Annotated in this window: 19 protein-coding genes; 13 read left to right on the forward strand and 6 right to left on the reverse strand. The window is 51.9% G+C overall.

Going from position 1 to position 18,523, the window contains the following annotated elements:
• Nucleotides 1–9 precede the first annotated feature (9 nt).
• Nucleotides 10–1,443 (forward strand): NAD(P)(+) transhydrogenase (Re/Si-specific) subunit beta, encoded by a 1,434-nt coding sequence (locus EDD53_RS00885; protein ID WP_123791324.1) that lies wholly within the window; start codon nucleotides 10–12, stop codon nucleotides 1,441–1,443.
• A gap of 80 nt (nucleotides 1,444–1,523) precedes the next feature.
• On the opposite strand, the gene EDD53_RS00890 is transcribed toward EDD53_RS00885, so the two are convergent.
• Complete coding sequence (locus EDD53_RS00890) at nucleotides 1,524–1,976, reverse strand: hypothetical protein (RefSeq protein ID WP_123791325.1); 453 nt, start codon at nucleotides 1,974–1,976, stop codon at nucleotides 1,524–1,526.
• Between the two features lie 234 nt (nucleotides 1,977–2,210).
• Between EDD53_RS00890 and EDD53_RS00895 the strand changes: the two genes are divergently transcribed.
• From EDD53_RS00895 to EDD53_RS00905, 3 genes are all read left to right on the forward strand, one after another.
• A complete protein-coding gene (locus EDD53_RS00895; RefSeq protein WP_123791326.1) occupies nucleotides 2,211–2,924 on the forward strand; it encodes a cytochrome c biogenesis CcdA family protein in 714 nt (237 codons plus the stop codon).
• A gap of 21 nt (nucleotides 2,925–2,945) precedes the next feature.
• The gene (locus tag EDD53_RS00900; protein ID WP_123791327.1) at nucleotides 2,946–3,362 is read left to right on the forward strand and encodes a thioredoxin family protein; all 417 of its coding nucleotides are present in this window, start codon (nucleotides 2,946–2,948) and stop codon (nucleotides 3,360–3,362) included.
• Nucleotides 3,363–3,466: 104 nt separating this feature from the next.
• Entirely contained in the window at nucleotides 3,467–4,630 is a 1,164-nt protein-coding gene (locus EDD53_RS00905) for a M20 aminoacylase family protein (RefSeq protein WP_123791328.1), read from the forward strand.
• Between the two features lie 24 nt (nucleotides 4,631–4,654).
• Here the strand turns inward: EDD53_RS00905 and EDD53_RS00910 are convergent, their stop codons facing one another.
• The 5 genes from EDD53_RS00910 to glmU form a co-directional block, all read right to left on the reverse strand.
• Complete coding sequence (locus EDD53_RS00910) at nucleotides 4,655–5,074, reverse strand: PACE efflux transporter (protein WP_123791329.1); 420 nt, start codon at nucleotides 5,072–5,074, stop codon at nucleotides 4,655–4,657.
• Nucleotides 5,075–5,209: 135 nt separating this feature from the next.
• A complete protein-coding gene (gene moaA / locus EDD53_RS00915) occupies nucleotides 5,210–6,244 on the reverse strand; it encodes a GTP 3',8-cyclase MoaA (RefSeq protein WP_123791330.1) in 1,035 nt (344 codons plus the stop codon).
• Nucleotides 6,245–6,317: 73 nt separating this feature from the next.
• The gene (locus tag EDD53_RS00920; protein WP_123791331.1) at nucleotides 6,318–7,001 is read right to left on the reverse strand and encodes a DNA alkylation repair protein; all 684 of its coding nucleotides are present in this window, start codon (nucleotides 6,999–7,001) and stop codon (nucleotides 6,318–6,320) included.
• 169 nt (nucleotides 7,002–7,170) lie between these two features.
• Nucleotides 7,171–8,994 (reverse strand): glutamine--fructose-6-phosphate transaminase (isomerizing), encoded by a 1,824-nt coding sequence (glmS, locus tag EDD53_RS00925; protein ID WP_123791332.1) that lies wholly within the window; start codon nucleotides 8,992–8,994, stop codon nucleotides 7,171–7,173.
• Between the two features lies 1 nt (nucleotide 8,995).
• Nucleotides 8,996–10,351, reverse strand: coding sequence for a bifunctional UDP-N-acetylglucosamine diphosphorylase/glucosamine-1-phosphate N-acetyltransferase GlmU (gene glmU / locus EDD53_RS00930; protein WP_123791333.1), 1,356 nt, complete (start codon nucleotides 10,349–10,351; stop codon nucleotides 8,996–8,998).
• A 178-nt stretch (nucleotides 10,352–10,529) separates the two neighbouring features.
• On the opposite strand from glmU, the gene EDD53_RS00935 reads away from it, so the two are divergent.
• The 9 genes from EDD53_RS00935 (at nucleotide 10,530) to EDD53_RS00975 (ending at nucleotide 18,505) form a co-directional block, all read left to right on the forward strand.
• Nucleotides 10,530–11,195, forward strand: a complete 666-nt coding sequence (locus EDD53_RS00935; protein ID WP_123791334.1) for an HAD-IA family hydrolase — start codon at nucleotides 10,530–10,532, stop codon at nucleotides 11,193–11,195.
• Entirely contained in the window at nucleotides 11,192–12,382 is a 1,191-nt protein-coding gene (locus tag EDD53_RS00940; RefSeq protein ID WP_123791335.1) for a DegT/DnrJ/EryC1/StrS family aminotransferase, read from the forward strand. Before EDD53_RS00935 ends, EDD53_RS00940 begins: the two co-directional genes overlap by 4 nt.
• Before the next feature lie 317 nt (nucleotides 12,383–12,699).
• Entirely contained in the window at nucleotides 12,700–13,065 is a 366-nt protein-coding gene (locus tag EDD53_RS00945; protein ID WP_085849298.1) for an NADH-quinone oxidoreductase subunit A, read from the forward strand.
• Nucleotides 13,056–13,589 carry a NuoB/complex I 20 kDa subunit family protein gene (locus EDD53_RS00950; protein WP_123791336.1) on the forward strand — a complete coding sequence of 178 codons (534 nt, stop codon included), beginning with the start codon at nucleotides 13,056–13,058 and terminating at the stop codon, nucleotides 13,587–13,589. Before EDD53_RS00945 ends, EDD53_RS00950 begins: the two co-directional genes overlap by 10 nt.
• Before the next feature lie 12 nt (nucleotides 13,590–13,601).
• The gene (locus tag EDD53_RS00955; RefSeq protein WP_123791337.1) at nucleotides 13,602–14,204 is read left to right on the forward strand and encodes an NADH-quinone oxidoreductase subunit C; all 603 of its coding nucleotides are present in this window, start codon (nucleotides 13,602–13,604) and stop codon (nucleotides 14,202–14,204) included.
• Between the two features lie 3 nt (nucleotides 14,205–14,207).
• Entirely contained in the window at nucleotides 14,208–15,101 is an 894-nt protein-coding gene (locus EDD53_RS00960; protein WP_123791338.1) for a sulfotransferase, read from the forward strand.
• Entirely contained in the window at nucleotides 15,102–16,316 is a 1,215-nt protein-coding gene (locus tag EDD53_RS00965; protein ID WP_123791339.1) for an NADH-quinone oxidoreductase subunit D, read from the forward strand. It abuts the gene before it with no gap.
• Nucleotides 16,316–17,500, forward strand: a complete 1,185-nt coding sequence (locus EDD53_RS00970) for an NADH-quinone oxidoreductase subunit E (protein WP_123791340.1) — start codon at nucleotides 16,316–16,318, stop codon at nucleotides 17,498–17,500. The genes EDD53_RS00965 and EDD53_RS00970 overlap by 1 nt, the downstream gene beginning before the upstream one ends.
• Before the next feature lie 72 nt (nucleotides 17,501–17,572).
• Nucleotides 17,573–18,505, forward strand: coding sequence for an NADH-quinone oxidoreductase subunit E (locus tag EDD53_RS00975; RefSeq protein ID WP_123791341.1), 933 nt, complete (start codon nucleotides 17,573–17,575; stop codon nucleotides 18,503–18,505).
• Nucleotides 18,506–18,523: the final 18 nt, after the last annotated feature.

Consider the following 18,523-nt stretch of genomic DNA (forward strand, 5'->3'; position numbering starts at 1 on the left):
TATAGGATTATGGAATTCGGATTTACGACAGCGGCCTATGTGGTCGCAGCGGTTCTTTTCATCCTGTCTTTGGGTGGTTTGTCTGGCCAAGAAAGCGCAAAACGCGCTGTATGGTATGGTATCGTGGGTATGGCTTTGGCTGTATTCGCGACGCTTGTGGGACCGGGCGCTGGCCTTTGGTTCTTGTCCCTCTTGCTGATCGCCGCTGGTGGCGCGATTGGCTATGTTGTGGCGACACGCGTGCAAATGACTGAAATGCCGCAACTTGTGGCTGCGATGCACTCACTTGTGGGTTTGGCTGCGGTTTTTGTCGGCTTGATCGCGCATATCGAATTGGGTCGCGTTTTGGGCATGGATCATGCCACACGCGAAACACTTGATGGTTTTGCAGGCTTGCTTGCACATAAATCAGCGGTTGAGATCAACATCCTGCGCGTTGAATTGTTCTTGGGCGTCTTCATCGGTGCTGTGACATTCACGGGCTCTGTTGTGGCTTACGGCAAACTTGCGGGCAAATTGTCTTCAAACGCCTCTAAGCTTCCAGGCGGCCACATGCTGAACGCGGGCGCTGCGGCGCTCTCACTGATCTGCTTGATCTGGTACTTTAACACAGGCGGCTTCTTCCCGCTGTTCATCATGACCTTGGCGGCTTTGTTTATCGGTTACCACTTGATCATGGGTATCGGCGGCGCGGATATGCCAGTTGTTGTCTCCATGTTGAACTCCTACTCAGGTTGGGCGGCAGCTGCGATTGGTTTCTCACTCGGCAACGACCTGTTGATCGTTGTGGGCGCTCTTGTTGGCTCTTCAGGTGCGATCTTGTCCTACATCATGTGTAAGGCGATGAACCGTTCGTTTGTTTCTGTGATCTTGGGCGGCTTTGGCGGCACAACTGGTCCTGCAATGGAAGTTGAAGGCGAACAGGTTGCGATCGATGCGGATGGTGTTGCCACAGCTTTGAACGAAGCGGACAGCGTTATCATCGTGCCAGGCTACGGTATGGCGGTTGCACAAGCGCAAGCGGCTGTGTCTGAGCTCACAAACAAGTTGCGCGGCAAAGGCAAAAACGTGCGTTTCGCCATTCACCCCGTCGCTGGCCGCCTGCCAGGTCACATGAACGTTCTTTTGGCTGAAGCCAAAGTGCCATATGACATCGTGATGGAAATGGACGAGATCAACGAAGACTTCCCTGAAACGGATGTTGTCATCGTGATCGGGTCTAATGATATCGTGAACCCTGCGGCGCAAGAAGATCCAAATTCACCCATCGCGGGCATGCCTGTGTTGGAAGTTTGGAAAGCCAAGCAGGTGTTCGTATCAAAACGCGGTCAAGGGACTGGGTACTCTGGTATCGAAAACCCACTGTTCTACAAAGAAAACACACGTATGTTCTATGGCGATGCCAAGGATTCAGTGAACGCTTTGTTGCCTAAGATTGACTAAGTTAAATCAGGCTGAATGATTAAAAAGGGCGCCTTTCGGGGCGCCCTTTGTGCATTTCTGGCTGTGCCTATTGATCTGCGCTATGCTTGCTGAATGGTGACACTGCTGCTGAGGCTTTGACCCTTTACATGGATCGCCTCAACGGTTGGTTCCGTGCGTCCCAGCCATGCCAGAGCATGCGCTTCATCAAGGGTCACATCGTGGTGAAAATTGCTCATGCTGTCCACAACTTGATCGGCCATGCGCATCATTCCATAAATGGCTTCGCAGGATACCAAGATCATGACTTTGCTATCTTCGTCAAATCTATCAAAGGATTTGTTGATACTTAGAAAACTGCGGTACACTTCTAAATACCGACTATCGAAATCCGTCAATTCGCGTGCGTCCACCAATGTCGGATAGCTTGCGGAAAAATCAGGCCGATATGTATAGCTTGAGATCAGGTCAGCGCCAGCACTGGCTGTCATGTTGCCAGACAGCGTAAGTATCGAAATTTTTAGATCGTGATAAATGTCTACTCTGCGAAGCATGCGAACCAACCTTGTTGGACATCAACGTCGATGAAATCTATTAAAACTTACCCGCTATGGTTGCGCCAAATGCGCAGAAAGTCGAGAAAAACTTTCATCCTTGTTTTATTCCCCACCTTCTACTGCGCGATGTCATATCTTTTATGCCATTATTTCAATAGACTGACTGAAATGTGTTCGCCTGTTATGACCTTGTTTAACGACAGATAACACGGCCTGTGCCAAGGTGATTTCATGGAATACCTCTTTGCATATGGCGCAGGATTGCTGACCTTGATCAATCCCTGCGTGTTGCCAATCTTACCGATTGTGCTCGCGAGCGCGATGCAATCGGGGCGGGGTGGTCCGCTTTATATGGCCGTGGGTATGTCCGTGTCTTTTGTCGTTTTCGGCATGTTCGTGACCACATTTGGCTTTGCCATCGGCTTGGATGAACAGCGTTTGGGGCAAATCGGTGCCGTGATGATGCTGGTGTTTGGCGTCATCTTGTTGGTCCCCGCACTTTCAGAACGCTTTTCCAGCCTCACTGCGCGCTTTGCCAATTCTGCTGACGCTCAAATCGATCAGCTTCAACGTGGCAGTGTCGCGGGGCAGGTCGGGACAGGCGCCCTGCTTGGCATCGTGTGGAGCCCCTGTATTGGTCCAACCTTGGGGGGCGCGATTGCTTTGGCGTCGCAGGGGGAAAGTTTAGGGCGGGCTGCGCTGATTATGACCGCCTTTGCGCTGGGTGTTTCGACACTCATCCTTGGCCTAGGCTATGGCGCGCGGTCGTGGGTGTCGCAAAACCAAAAGTTGATGCAGGCGATTGCTGCAAAATCGCGTCCGATTTTGGGGGCGGTGTTCTGTGTCGTCGGCCTTGGGCTTTTACTAAAAATTCACCATGTGATCGAAATCTGGGCGATCCAGAACTTGCCCGCTTGGCTGATCGATCTATCTGTTTCGCTGTAACCTACAGGAGATTTGTAACCTATGAAACGCCGTGATTTTATTCTCACAAGTGCTGCGCTTGTTTCTACATCTTTTGCGGCAACGCCTTTGGTTGCAGCTGTTCCCTATGTTGAAGGGTTGGTTGCCACTGAACTGGCCGCTGGTGCAACAGTGTTCTTGGATTTCAAAGCCTCATGGTGCACCACATGTGCGGCCCAAGAACGTGTTATCGAAAAGCTGAAAGCTGAAAACCCTGCCTATGAAAAATCGGTGGTCTTCATTGATGTCGATTGGGATGAATTCGGCCGTTCTGATTTGGTCAAGCGCTTGAACGTGCCGCGTCGCTCGACCTTGATCGTTTTGAAAGGCGATGCAGAAATTGGCCGTATTGTTGCGGGCACCAACGAGGCTGAGATCAAAATGCTGATGGATCGCGCACTCGCGACCACTTTGGCGTAAATCTAGCTTGCATCGGTCTTGATATGCCGTCCCATGCGCGTGCCTCTTGCGCTTTCAGGACAACAGCTTATTGCTAGTTTTGTTGTTGAATTTCGGAGCTGACCATGCCTGTAAAAAACCGCCTTGCTGATATGCAGCCACAAATCGCTGAATGGCGTCAAGACATTCACGCGCATCCTGAACTGTTGTTTGAAGTGCACCGCACGGCGAAAAAAGTGGCAGATCTATTGCGCGAGTTTGGCTGTGATGAGGTTGTCGAAGGCATCGGCCGCACGGGGGTTGTTGGCGTGATTAAGGGGCGTCAAACAGTCTCTGGTCGCACGATTGGCCTGCGTGCTGATATGGATGCCTTGCCGATTTTAGAAGAAACTGGCGCTGAATATGCATCGACCAACGCTGGTGTGATGCATGCTTGTGGTCATGACGGGCATACTTCAATGCTGTTGGGCGCTGCGCAATATTTGGCAGAAACCCGCAACTTTGACGGCACCTGCGTGGTGATCTTTCAGCCCGCAGAGGAAGGCGGCGGTGGCGGTCTTGAGATGTGTAAAGACGGTATGATGAGCCGCTGGAACATCGACGAAGTCTACGGCATGCACAATTGGCCTGGTCAGCCATTGGGTCAGTTTGCCATCCGCACTGGTCCTTTTTTCGCTGCAACAGATCAGTTTACAATTAAAGTCGAAGGAAAGGGCGGCCATGCGGCCAAGCCCCATGAAGCCATCGATAGCACCGTTGTGGCCTCGCATCTGGTGGTTGCCTTGCAAACCATCGCAGCGCGCAATGTGGACCCGACCGAACAGATCGTTGTCTCAGTCACGTCATTTGAAACCTCATCGAAAGCGCATAATGTCTTGCCGCAATTTGTTGATTTGCGCGGTACGGTGCGCAGCCTCGATAAAGATGTGCGCCTACAAGGGCAACGCAGGGTTGAGGCCATCGCCGCAGGTATAGCCGCCACATTTGGGGCTGAGATTACCGTCGATTACGAGTTGGGCTATCCTGTTATGGTGAACCACGCGCGTGAAACTCAATACGCGATTGAAGCCGCCACCAAGGTTGCGGGCTCATGCGACCACGCGCCTTTGGTGATGGGCGGTGAAGATTTTGCCTATATGCTAGAAGAACGCCCTGGCGCCTATATTTTGGTTGGCAATGGTGACAGTGCCCCTGTGCATCACCCTAAGTTCAACTTCAATGATGAAATTCTGCCCATTGGGGCCTCGTGGTATGCCGAAATGGTTGAAAGCCGATTACCTGTCGCCTAAGGGGATAGCCCTTTTGCGTGGCAGTCAGGCGTTTTTCGGTAATGGAAAAATCTTGTCATAGAGGTAGTTAAAGACGAAAGCATAGATCACGTAGAAAACGATCAAGCTGATGTCCAAAACCAAAGCCTGCCAAAGACTGATCCGCAGATAGAGCGCGATCAGGGGGAGGGTGACAATCAATAGCCCAACTTCAAACAGAAAACTGTGCAACACCCGCAAAGGCAGGGTTTTGTGAACCGTGCCGCGCAGCCGTTTTGAAGCACGGTCAAACAGGATGTTGAAGATGTAATTCCACAGGGTGGCGATCAATGAAATCGCAATGGCGACCACACCTATATCGCCAACTTTCATATTAAAGCCGTATAATGCCAATGGGATAACCAACAGCAGCCCGATAATTTCAAAGCTAACGACATGGCGAATTCTATCTGCAGTGCTGCGCATCATGACCTCTTGTTCCTCTGGGTCGTCCCAGTGATTATACCCGCATCAGGTCCAAGCCCTGTTTTTGGGGGAGGTCGTCCTCACAGCTCAAATATAGCTGTGCTCAAACGGATGTCTAGCCCGTGGGCCTGAGATTTATCCGCCAGTATGCGACATGTGGCGGGTCATTTTCCCGCCTTCCACCTGACGTGAATAATCGAAATCATGCCCCTTAGGTTTGCGGGCAATCGCTGCTTCTATTGCCGCAATCAAAGGCGCATCACTGGCCGAGCTGCGCATAATATCGCGCAAAGATGCGCTGTCTTCTTGGCCCAAACACATAAACAATTCGCCCGTGCAGGTCATGCGCACGCGGTTGCAGCTTTCGCAAAAATTATGTGTCAAAGGCGTGATGAAACCGATCTTTTGATCCGTTTCATCCAAGCGTTCATAGCGCGCAGGGCCGCCCGTGCGCTCGCTCAATTGCGTAAGCGAGTATTTTGTTGCTAGATGCTTGCGCAAATCTTCGAGTGACCAATATTGCCCAACGCGGTCTTCGCCGCCTAAATCGCCCATGGGCATGACTTCGATGAAGGTCAGGTCCATGTCATTGGCAGCGCACCACTGCGTCAGTTCAAACACTTCGTCTTCGTTAAAACCTTTCAAAGCGACAGTGTTGATTTTGACCCGCAATCCAGCTTTGCGCGCGGCCTCAATGCCGCGCAAAACCTGTTCCAGCTTCCCCCAGCGTGTAACACGGGCAAATTTATCGGCATCCAGCGTGTCCAGCGATACATTTATGCGACGCACGCCAGCTGCAAACAGGTCATCCGCAAAACGTTCTAACTGTGATCCGTTGGTGGTCAGGGTCAATTCATGTAAGGCGCCACTCTCAAGATGGCGCGACATTGCGCGGAAAAATGACATGATATCGCGGCGCACCAAAGGTTCACCGCCCGTGATCCGTAACTTATTGACGCCAAGCCCGATAAAGGTTGAACACATGCGGTCCAGCTCTTCTAGCGTCAGCAATTCTTTTTTGGGTAAAAACGTCATGTTTTCAGCCATGCAATAGACACAGCGAAAATCGCAGCGATCTGTCACAGATACGCGCAAATAATTAATTTCACGCGCAAAAGGGTCAATCAAGCGCGGTGTCGTATTGGGGCTATGTGTCAAGGTTTGCGTCATTCTAAAACACTAAGGCGCTTGACCTAAAGAGCCAAGCGCCATCTCACGTAAATCTGCGCAAACTTTAGCTGTCTTATTCGTCGTGAGCGATGATATCATCATCCGCGTCAAGGTCATCACCCGCGTCATCTTGGGGACCACGGTAAATCGCACGCGCGCGCTTGTAATCGTGTTTCGCCAAGCTGCGCAGCCAAGACTGTGCCGTGCGGTGCACATCTTTACTTTCATCAGCAATGGCATCGGGCAGCCACTCACAAATACGATCAATCGCGATGGTTTCACGCTCAGAGGGGTGGGGGGCTTTTGCCAAAAATTCAGTCAAACCCAAAGCTGCGCGGCGCTGCAAAGCATCTTCGTGGCGCATCAACTTGTAGACTTTGTTTATGCGTGAATTGTCTGCCGCCAGACGGCGTTGACCCGCAGAGCATAGCGCATCGATTTCTGCCCAAGTGGTCGCCTGTGCCAACCAATCGGTGATATGGGCCCAAACATCTTGGTCGTCTTTGATCCGTGCTTGGGTCAGCAATTTCGCAGCCATCAAACGCGCATCGAAAATGCCAGACATCCACAAAGCATTTGCAAGCTCTAGACGTTCGGGAAAGGCCACTTCTTTGCGCCATGCGCGGGCCATATCTTCCAAACGACCTGGAGCAATACCAATATAGGTGTTGGAGGCACCAAAGTGAGATTTCTGTTTCGCAGCGCGTGCTTCATCCGCTTCGGCATTGAGTGCATCAATTGCAGTTTCGGGTGTCATATCAGAGTGTCCTTTTTCGAGACAAAGTAAGGCAAAAGACGCATATCCTGCGGCAAGCTTTGTCTCCTATAGCACGCTTTACGCGCTGGCTAGAGGAGAATCCAAATTGGGTTTGCGCCAGTTGATAATTTTGGCGCCAAGCCCTAGCGAAATAGAATAGGGCCAGCGCCTATTCCACTGTCACAGATTTCGCCAGATTACGCGGTTGATCCACATCTGTGCCTTTGGCAACGGCTGTATGATAGGCCAAAAGTTGCGCGGGAACGGCGTATAAAATTGGGGCCAAGGCATCGGGCACAGTTGGCATTTGAATGCTTTGCCAAACGCCGTCACTTGCCTCTTTCAATCCCTGTTCGTCAGAAATCAACAAGACTTTGCCGCCCCGTGCCATGACTTCTTGCATGTTGGACACGGTTTTTTCAAACAGCTTGTCACGTGGGGCCAAGACGATGATCGGAGTGTGTTGATCGACAAGCGCAATAGGTCCGTGTTTCAATTCGCCTGAGGCATAGCCCTCTGCATGTATGTAGCTGATTTCTTTCAGTTTTAAAGCGCCTTCAAGAGCCAAAGGATACATGGCGCCACGGCCCAAAAACAAAATGTCACTTGATTCGGCCAGCTGGGCTGCAACATTGGCAATGGCGTCACTTTGTTCCAGTGCCACGTTCAAAAGGCCAGGCAAACTGCGCAAATGCGTCAGTTGGGTTTTGACATCTTCATCGCTTAACGCGCCGCGATCTTGTGCGGCTTTTAAGGCGAGCATCAACAGCACTGTGAGCTGGCACGAAAACGCTTTTGTCGAGGCCACGCCCACTTCGACACCCGCCAAAATAGGCAAAGACATATCGCTTTCGCGCGCCATCGAACTTTCACTGGAATTGGTCACGGTCAAAATACTGGCGGCTTTGCCCGCTGTGTAGCGCAAAGCGGCCAAAGTGTCTGCCGTTTCGCCCGATTGGCTGACATAGATTGCCAAAGTGCGTGGGCTGATCGGCGCTTCGCGGTAGCGGAATTCGGACGCAATATCGACCTCGACGGGGATTTTAGCGATCTGTTCGAACCAGTATTTGGCGGTAAAACAGGCGTAGAATGCCGTGCCACAGGCCACCATAACGATGCGGTCATATTGCGTGAAATCAATGTCGGGATCGGGCAAAACAACCGACCCGCCGTCTTCAGACATGTAGAAATTTAACGCCTCGGAAATCACAGTGGGCTGTTCGGCAATTTCTTTTGACATGAAATGCTTGTGGCCCGCTTTTTCGATCCGCGTTGCATCGATCTTAATTTCGCGGCGGGCGCGTTGCACTTGGGCACCGCTTTCATCGAAAATTTCAAGGCTGGTGCGTGTCAGAATCGCGCGGTCGCCTTCTTCCATATAGGTCACTTGATCCGTCATAGGAGCCAGCGCGATGGCATCGGAGCCAATAAACATTTCGCCGTCCCCGTGGCCGATGGCCAAAGGCGACCCTTTGCGCGCTGCGATCATCAGATCATCTTGGCCTTCGAACAAGAAACACAAAGCGAAAGCACCTGTGAGAGCATCAATCGTCGCATTGGCCGCCTCAATCGGGGATTTTCCAGCATCAACAAAGCTTTGCGCCAAAAGCGCGACGGTTTCTGTGTCTGTTTCTGTGACGAATTTATAGCCTTTTGTGGCCAGCATTTCGCGCAATTCGCGGAAATTTTCGACGATGCCATTGTGCACAACGGCCACAGGGCCCGCCTTATGCGGGTGGGCATTTGTGACGCTCGGCGCTCCATGTGTGGCCCAACGGGTGTGGCCAATGCCAGATTTACCCGCCAAAGGATTATGCACCAACTCATCGGATAGATTAACCAATTTGCCGACCGCGCGACGGCGATCTAACACGCCTGCGTTCACAGTCGCGATGCCAGCGCTGTCATAGCCGCGATATTCAAGACGTTTGAGTGCTTCAACCAAAATAGGGGCAGCTTCATGCTTGCCCAAGACACCGACAATACCACACATATTATTGACCTTTCTCGGCTTTTTTCGCCTTGAGGGCGCGTAACTTTAAAAACAGCTTTACGGCCAGCATGGGTTTATTTTCTTGTTTAGCACGCGCGAGCGCCAATGCGCCATCGGGCACATCTTTGGTAATCACCGATCCGCTGGCGGTCATAGCCTCAGTGCCGACAGTGACGGGGGCAACAAGCATGGTGTTTGAGCCAATAAAAGCATCACGGCCTACAGTGGTGCGATGCTTGAACACGCCATCATAGTTGCAAGTGATTGTACCCGCACCGATATTTGCGCCATCGCCGATATCTGCATCGCCAATATACGTGAGATGGCCCACTTTGGTGCCTTCCCCGATTTGCGCGTTTTTCACTTCTACGAAATTGCCAACATGGGCGTTGTTTGCCAGCTCTGCACCTGGGCGCAAGCGCGCGAAGGGGCCAGCATCAGCGCCCGTGGATACGTGACAGCCCTCAAGATGGCTGAAAGATTTGATCCGCGCACCGCTTTCAATCGTCACATTCGGACCAAAGACGACATTAGGATCAATCACAGCATCGCGGCCGATATAGGTATCCAGCGAGAAAAACACAGTTTCAGGGGCCACAAGCGTTACACCATTTTCTAGCATTTCAGCGCGTTTGGCAGCTTGAAACAACCCCTCTGCACGGGCCAGTTCTGCGCGGGTGTTGACGCCCAAAGTCTCAGATTCATCGCAGGCTACGGATGTGGCTGTCAGGCCTGTTTTCCAAGCGATTTCAACCACATCAGGCAGATAATATTCGCCAGAGGCATTGTCGTTTCCAACTTGTGACAACAGCCCAAATAGGGTCTTTGCATCTCCACATAGCACGCCTGAGTTGCACAGGGTGATCGCGCGTTCTTCTTCCGTTGCGTCTTTGAATTCTACAATGCGCGCAAGTTTATCGCCTTGCATTACCAAACGGCCATAACGGCCCGCGTCGGCGGCCTCAAATCCAAGCACCACCACATCGTGGGTCGCACGCGCGCTTTGCATATTTTCTAAGGTCTGAGCAGAAATAAATGGTGTGTCGCCGTAAAGCACAAAGACATCGCCTTCGAAATCTTTCAAAGCCTCTTTGGCCTGCAAAACAGCATGAGCAGTGCCAAGTTGTTCAGTCTGGGTGGCAATCTCAATAGTGTCATCCATAGCACGCGCCGCTGCCGCGACCTGTTCGCCGCCATGGCCGACAACAACAACAGTACGTTCGGGACAAAGCGCGGCGCCCGCATTCAGCCCATGGGCAAACAACGGAGCATTGCCTATTTGGTGCAACACTTTTGGCAGGTCCGAATTCATGCGTGATCCCTGTCCAGCGGCAAGTAAAATGAGGGCTGTAGCCATTGTTTTGTCCCGATCTGCTCTTTTCTTTATCTGTGTGTCGTTTTACCCATGTCGCATAGCACCGCAAGGGGCGGAGCTTCACATATTTTGACCGCAAGTTACATCAGGTGACACATCTCGGCATCCCTTCGCCGATTGGTCAATGTAAAGTAAGGGGAATATTTTGAAAGGGCTGACGATGCGCTGCGTTATTTTCGATCTCGATGGAACCTTGGCAGACACTTCGGCCGATTTGATTGCTTCGGCCAATTATTGTTTCAACGCGTTGGGTTATGGAGATGTCTTAGATCCGATCAAAGATGCATCAACGGCCTTTCACGGGGGGCGGGCGATGTTGAATTTGGGGTTTGGGCGGGTCAAACCTGACTTTGATCAAACAGATATCGACACGCAATATCCGGTGTTATTACAGGCCTATGGTGACGCAATAAATGTTCACACCAAACTCTATGATGGGGCGGTTGAGGCCATCGAAGGCCTGAAATCCGCGGGCTACGCCGTGGGGGTTTGCACCAATAAGCCCAGCGGTTTGGCGGAAAACTTGCTGCAAAAACTGGGCGTGCGCGATTTGTTTGCGTCGATGATTGGCGCGGATACCCTGCCTGTGCGCAAACCAGATCCTGCGCCCTATGAGGCTGCGGTTGAACAGGCGGGGGGCACTTTGGCGATGAGTTATCTTGTGGGCGATACCATAACGGATCGCAAAACAGCAGCGGCTGCGGGCGTGCCTTGTGCGCTTGTGACCTTCGGGCCTGATGGAGAGGCTGTGCGCGCGTTAAAACCCGAAGCCTTATTGTCATCATATGCCGATTTGGCGCGCGTCACCAAGGAGCTGATCGGATGAGCGAAGTCTTCAAAGGCAATTTTACCCAGCAAGAACCGATCTCAGAAGACGCAATCGAAGCGGCCGTAGCCGTGATGCGATCAGGCCGCTTGCATCGCTATAATACCTTGCCAAATGAGGCGGGGGAGGTGGCTGAGCTTGAGCAAGAGTTTGCCGCCTCTGTCGGGGCCAAGTATTGTCTTGCCGTGGCTTCGGGTGGCTACGCCTTAGGCTGCGCTTTGCGTGCTGTCGGCGTGGGGGCAGGGGATACGGTTTTGACCAATGCGTTTACGCTTGCGCCTGTTCCTGGTGCAATCTCGGCCTTGGGCGCTACGCCTGTTTTTGTTGGCGTGACCGACGGTTTGGTGATTGATCTGGATGATTTGCAGGTCAAAATTCATACCAGCGGCGCAAAGGTTTTGATGCTGTCACATATGCGTGGCCACATCGTGGATATGGATGCTTTGATGTATATCTGTAATGGCGCAGGTGTGATCGTGATCGAAGATTGTGCACATACGATGGGGGCCACTTGGGATGGCGTTCCATCAGGGCGCCACGGGGCGGTGGGCTGCTATTCCACACAGACCTACAAGCATATTAACTCAGGCGAGGGCGGATTTCTCGTCACCGATGATGATGAGATAGCGGCAAAAGCCATCATGTTATCAGGGTCTTATATGTTATACGGCAAACATACAGCCGCCCCCGCGCCGCAGGTGTTTGAGGCGATCAAATATGACACACCGAATGTATCGGGGCGGATGGATCATCTGCGCGCTGCGATCTTGCGCGTGCAATTGCGGAATTTGCCAGCGCAGGTCGAACATTGGAATGCGCGCTACAGGACCGTTGAAAATGGTCTGCGGGATGTAGAGGGGCTCACGATCATTCAGCGCCCCCAAGCCGAAGGCTATGTTGGGTCATCGTTTCAGTTTTTGCTGCTTGATTGGCCTGACGACAAGATCGAAGCTTTGGTTGCAGCCTGCCTCAAGCGCGGTGTTGAATTGAAATGGTTTGGCGCGCCCGAACCTGTGGCATTCACCTCGCGCTATGACAGTTGGCGCTATGTCGATCCGCAGCCTTTGCCCGATAGTGATCGCGTTTTGAAAGCTATCGTAGACATGCGCTTGCCTTTGACGTTTTCGGTTGAGGATTGCGCCCAGTTGGCGCGGATCATCAAAGATGAAGTTCTCGCGACCCTGTAGTGGGCTGTACAACACGGGAGCAAAGCGGACAGTCTATTGCGACCTTCGCTGTGTTTTGGCGCGATCATTCTGGCTGGAGTGCAGGGGGGGGAACTCGAAATCCGACTAAAAATATCAGGTAATCACTTCGAATCAACATTGGTGATTAAGGGTTAATCAACTGTGTCCACCTGCGACAAAAAACTTTGTACTTGCCTTGAAACAAAGGCTTTTCAATGCCTCCGCTGTGTTGACCCCACCCCCGCAGAGGGCTAAACCACTTGCAGCTTTAGCACACGCGCGCCCGCTATCCCGTGGGCCCATATAAGGAGCCGCTCGTGGAAGACTTGCTTCGGGATTTTCTCCCAGTCATAATTTTTCTCGGCCTCGCCATCGCGCTGGGTCTTGTTTTCATTTTTGCAGCCTTGATCATTGCCGTGCGCAATCCTGATCCTGAAAAGGTGTCTGCCTACGAATGTGGGTTTAACGCTTTTGACGATGCGCGGATGAAATTCGATGTTCGTTTTTACTTGGTATCGATCCTCTTCATCATCTTCGATCTGGAAATCGCATTCCTCTTTCCTTGGGCCGTCGCGTTCAAAGATGTGGGTCTTGTTGGGTTCTGGTCTATGATGGTGTTCTTGGGCGTGCTCACAGTGGGCTTTGCCTATGAGTGGAAAAAAGGAGCCTTGGAATGGGCGTGATCACTTCTGCCAATACAGCTGGCGCGGATAAAGAAGTCGCGACGCAGGCTTTGAACAACGAATTGCAAGACAAAGGCTTTTTGCTGACGTCGACAGAAGACATCATCAACTGGGCCCGCACAGGGTCGTTGCACTGGATGACCTTTGGTCTGGCGTGCTGCGCGGTTGAAATGATGCACACATCTATGCCGCGTTACGATCTTGAACGTTTCGGCACAGCGCCGCGCGCCTCCCCACGTCAATCTGACTTGATGATCGTGGCTGGCACGCTGACCAACAAAATGGCGCCAGCTCTGCGTAAGGTTTACGACCAAATGCCAGAACCGCGTTACGTGATCTCGATGGGGTCTTGTGCGAACGGCGGCGGGTACTACCATTACTCTTATTCTGTTGTACGTGGTTGTGATCGGATTGTGCCTGTCGACATTTATGTGCCTGGCTGCCCTCCGACAGCCGAAGCCTTGCTGTATGGTATCATGCAACTGCAACGCAAAATGCGCCGCACTGGCACGATTGCCCGCTAAGGAGACGGACCTATGAGCGAAGCTCTCGAAATTCTTGCAGCTCACCTAGAGCTCAAACGCCCTGATGATGTTGTCTCAACCGAGATTACTTTTGGCGAATTGACGGTCACAGTGTCCCCTGCGGGCATCGTTGACTTTGTCGAGTTTCTGAAAACGGATGCGACTTGCAAATTCTCAAGTCTTGTTGACATCACGGCAATTGATAACCCGTCGCGCCCTGAGCGTTTCGATGTGGTGTATCATTTCTTGTCGATGTACCAAAACCACCGCATCCGCATCAAAACGGCTGTGCGTGAAGATGAAATGATCGCATCTATTGTTGATGTGCATCCGTCAGCAAATTGGTTTGAGCGTGAAGTCTTTGACATGTTCGGCATTATCTTTTCAGGCCACCCTGATTTGCGTCGTCTGCTCACTGACTACGGTTTCCGTGGCTATCCTTTGCGCAAAGATTTTCCGACAACAGGCTATACTGAAGTTCGGTATGATGACGAACTCAAGCGCGTGGTCTACGAACCTGTGTCCTTGACGCAAGAATACCGCCAGTTTGACAATCTGTCCCCTTGGGAAGGCGCGAAATACATCCTTCCAGGTGATGAAAAGCAAGAGGCCTGATAAGTGACGCAACCTGTGTTCATGTTCTGTGTCGGTGCGACCAAGGCGGGTACGTCTTGGCTGTACGACTATTTGCATGGGCACCCTGATTGCAAACTTCAGGCCGTGAAAGAATCGCATTTTTTCGACACGATCGAAAAGCCGCATATGAAGCCGCAAATCGATACGTGGAAAAACAACCGCGATACTTTTAAGCTCCGTTTGGCGCAGGCCACTCTGGCTGGGGATAGCGCAAAGATCGACCGTTTAAGCCGTCAAATCGAGGCCCTCAACAGCTTGATCAAGGCTGTGCGCAAACGCGATGAAGGCTTGGATCAATATTTGGCCTATGTGCGTTCCGACAGCGATAACGCGAAATTGGTTGGCGATTTAACACCGTCTTATGCTTTGCTGGGCGAGGCACGGTTGGACAGCATGTCAAAACTTGATGAGGATGTCAGGTTTGTCTTTTTGATGCGTGATCCGATTGATCGCCTTTGGTCCCATGTGCGGATGACTGCCAAACGCAGTACGGATAGTGCGGCAGAATTCGAAGCCAAAGCGCGCGCCGTGTTGAAACGCACTGCGAATGGCGGCGAAACCCATATCACCACGCGCGGGGATTACCCTGCGATTGTGCAAAAATTACAACGTGTGATCCCAAAGGATCGGTTGCATTTCGAATTCTTCGAAGAGCTTTTGACCGATGCTGGGGTGCGTAAACTCTGTGATTTCTTGGGCATTTCTTATGTGCCCGCAGAAACTGATCGTAAAGTCCACGAAGGCAAAAGCCTGAACATGGATGATGAAATGCTTGGCTGGGCGGCTGACGTAACAGCGCCGCACTATGCTTTTGTGAAAGAAACCTTCGGTGCGCTTCCTCAGCGGTGGCAAACCAATATGGCGAGGGTCAACTAGATGGATGGCAACGTGAGCGACGTATTGACGGGCGAACAAAAGATCCGCAACTTTAACATCAACTTTGGGCCTCAGCACCCTGCGGCGCACGGCGTTTTGCGTATGGTGTTGGAACTTGACGGCGAAATCGTTGAGCGGGCTGACCCGCATATCGGCCTTTTGCACCGTGGCACTGAAAAGTTGATGGAAAGCCGCACTTACCTGCAAAACCTTCCCTACTTGGATCGCCTCGATTATGTGGCGCCGATGAACCAAGAACACGCTTGGTGTCTGGCGATTGAACGTCTTGCAGGCGTCGAAGTGCCGCGTCGTGCCTCTTTGATCCGCGTGCTGTTTTCTGAGATTGGCCGCGTGTTGAACCACCTTTTGAACGTCACCACGCAGGCGATGGATGTCGGCGCGCTCACACCACCGCTTTGGGGGTTTGAAGAACGTGAAAAGCTGATGATCTTTTACGAACGGGCTTGTGGCGCACGCTTGCACGCGGCCTATTTCCGTCCAGGTGGTGTGCACCAAGACCTGCCGCCAAAGCTAATTGACGATATCGAAACATGGGCCAATGAATTCCCGAAAATGATCGCGGACATTCATACGCTTTTGACCGAAAACCGTATCTTCAAACAGCGTAACGCAGATATCGGCATCATTTCCGAACAGGAGATCCTTGATTGGGGGTACTCTGGCGTGATGGTGCGTGGTTCAGGTTTGGCGTGGGATTTGCGTCGCTCTGAGCCTTATGAGCTTTACGACGAGTTTGATTTCAAAATCCCTGTGGGCAAGAACGGCGATTGCTATGATCGCTACCTCGTGCGCATGGCGGAAATGGAAGAATCCACCAAGATCATTCTGCAAGCGATTGAAAAATTGCGAGCCCCCGAGGGCCAAGGTGATGTGCTTGCGCGTGGTAAACTCACACCGCCCAAACGCGGCGATATGAAAACCTCAATGGAAGCGCTGATCCACCACTTTAAGCTCTACACAGAAGGGTTCAAATTGCCTGCAGGCGAAGTCTACGCCGCTGTGGAAGCGCCAAAAGGCGAATTCGGCGTTTACATGGTGTCTGACGGCACCAACAAACCTTACCGTGCTAAACTCCGCGCTCCGGGGTTCTTGCACCTTCAATCGATGGATCATGTTGCGAAGGGTCACCAATTGGCTGACGTTGCAGCGCTCATCGGCACTATGGATATCGTATTTGGGGAGGTGGACCGCTAATGCTACGCCGTCTGCACGCTGAACAACCCGCTTCTTTTGAATTCACACCCGCCAATCAGACATGGGCTGAAGCTCAGATCACAAAGTACCCCGAGGGGCGTCAGCAATCTGCTGTTATTCCTCTTTTGTGGCGTGCACAGGAACAAGAAAGTTGGTTGACCAAGCCCGCGATCGAACACATCGCTGACATGTTGGGCATGCCTTACATTCGCGTGCTCGAAGTGGCGACATTCTACTTTATGTTCCAACTCAAACCCGTGGGAACAGTCGCGCATATCCAAATCTGTGGCACATTGTCTTGCATGATTTGTGGCGCCGAAGACCTGATGGCCGTGGCAAAAGAAAAAATCTCACCCACGCCGCATACTGTGTCTGCGGATGGCAAGTTTTCTTGGGAAGAAGTCGAATGTCTTGGCGCCTGTTCAAACGCCCCTATGGCGCAGATTGGCAAAGACTATTACGAAGATCTTTCCACCGAAAACTTTGCAAAATTGATCGATGATATGGCGGCTGGCAATGTGCCGCTTCCGGGTCCTCAAAACGGTCGTTTCGCGGCTGAACCTTTGTCTGGCCTCACCTCTCTGGATCAAGGCGAAACTGATACAAATCAATACAATGCCTCAGTCGCTTTGGCGGCTGAAATTGGCGACACGCTCAAGCGCATTGATGGCACCGAAGTGCCATTGCTGACACCTTGGTTGGATGGCGGCAAGCGCACGGGCGCGAAACCACCGAAACCTGCCGCGACCGCTAAGTCTGCCGTACAGCAAGCCGCAGATCAGAAAGCTGTGAAAAGCTCTGCGACCTCTAAAGGCAAGCCTAAGACAGAAGTCAAAGGCAATACACCAACCAAATCAACTGCTAAAGTTGACAAAACACCTGCGGCAGCTGCGCCAGCCTCCGTTGCAGAACAAAAGAAACCCCGCACCATGAAAGCCCCCCGCAAAGCAGGGGCCGATGATCTGAAAATGATTAAAGGTGTCGGACCGAAGCTTGAACAAACACTCAATGAATTGGGATTTTGGCATTTTGACCAAGTGGCAAAATGGACACCCGCCGAAATTGCTTGGGTTGATGATAACTTGAAATTCAAAGGTCGCATTGAGCGCGACGGTTGGATTGATCAAGCGAAAACCCTAGCTGAAGGTGGTACAACCGAATTCTCAAAACGCGCTAAATACTGATTTTACGACCAAACGGGCCATAGCCAATAAGAGCCAAGCCCAAGTTCAACAGGGACAGTAAGGAGTACGGAAATGACTGAGACAACTTCGGGGAAGACCCAAAAGATTTGGCTGATTGCGGCCATTTCGGGCATTGTGGCGTTTTTGGCGCTGCTTTCATTGGCTGGTTATTCGACAGTGGCATCACTGATCGTCGGTGTATTGGTTGCCATTTTGGTGGCGATTTTGCTTTGGATTGGGTGGTTCAAAGACGTTGAGGCTGAAGAGACCGTTTCATCTTCTGCTTCACCTTCGATACCTGCCTCTGAAGCGGTCTCTACTGACGGTGTTGTTTCGGCAGGACCGACAAAAACATCTGCAGGCGTGGTTGAGCCTGTCACAGATACTGTTCCAAGTGCAGCACTTGATATGGGATCTGTGGCAACGACCTCTGCTGCTGCTGAGGCTGTAGAACCTGCCGCCAAACCAGAGGCCGCAGCGGCACCTGTGGCGACAGCGGCAGTTAAAAAATCAACTGCTAAGAAAACTGCAACGGCAAAACCCGCAGCAAAAGCCAAGCCAGCCGCAAAAGCCAAGCCAGCCGCAAAAGCAACGACTGCTAAAACGGCGACTGCTAAAACGGCGACCGCAAAGCCTGCTGCGAAAAAAGCCGAGCCTGCGAAAGCAGCTGATGCAAAAGCTAAGGCAGCGAAACCTGCAACAAAAGCGCCAACAAAGGCGCCCGTGGCCAAAGACGGCAAACCGCCAGTTTTGACCGCAGCACGCGCCGAAGGGGCTGACGATTTAAAATTGCTCAAGGGTGTTGGTCCGAAATTGGAACAAACGCTAAATTCTTTGGGCTTTTACCATTTCGATCAGATCGCTGGCTGGCGCAAAAAAGAAATTGAATGGGTGGATAACAATCTTAAATTCAAAGGTCGCATTGAACGCGACGGTTGGGTTGCCCAAGCAAAAATTCTCGCCAAAGGCGGGGAAACTGAATTTTCCAAGCGCTCTAAGAAATAGAGTGTGAGGTAGACTGAA

Source organism: Pacificibacter maritimus, from assembly GCF_003814915.1.
GTDB classification, from domain to species: domain Bacteria; phylum Pseudomonadota; class Alphaproteobacteria; order Rhodobacterales; family Rhodobacteraceae; genus Celeribacter; species Celeribacter maritimus.